The sequence below is a fragment of the Komagataeibacter intermedius TF2 genome, assembly GCF_000964425.1.
Lineage (GTDB): Bacteria > Pseudomonadota > Alphaproteobacteria > Acetobacterales > Acetobacteraceae > Komagataeibacter > Komagataeibacter intermedius.
The window spans coordinates 1-234 of record NZ_BANF01000879.1; the positions used below are offsets into that span (position 1 = coordinate 1).

Consider the following 234-nt stretch of genomic DNA (forward strand, 5'->3'; position numbering starts at 1 on the left):
GGGGCTGTTGGGAATTGAGTTTTCTAAAGGGCCATGATGTGTTTCAAAGACCATATGGATCGCTTCATACTGACGGATGCCCAATGGGCGAAAATGGAACCGCTGTGCCTTGGCAAGAAGACGGATCAGGGACGCAGCGGGAAGGATAACCGCCTCTTCATCGAGGCGGTCCTGTGGATCGCCCGGACCGGTAGTCCATGGCGGGACCTGCCGACGTATTTCGGACATTGGAAC

The 234-nt window shown here is 55.6% G+C and carries 1 protein-coding gene; it reads left to right on the top strand.

The features are described 5' to 3' along the window. Nucleotides 1–54 precede the first annotated feature (54 nt). Nucleotides 55–234 (top strand): transposase (locus B7449_RS19435; protein WP_048884136.1); only part of this gene is annotated, 180 nt, incomplete at its 3' end.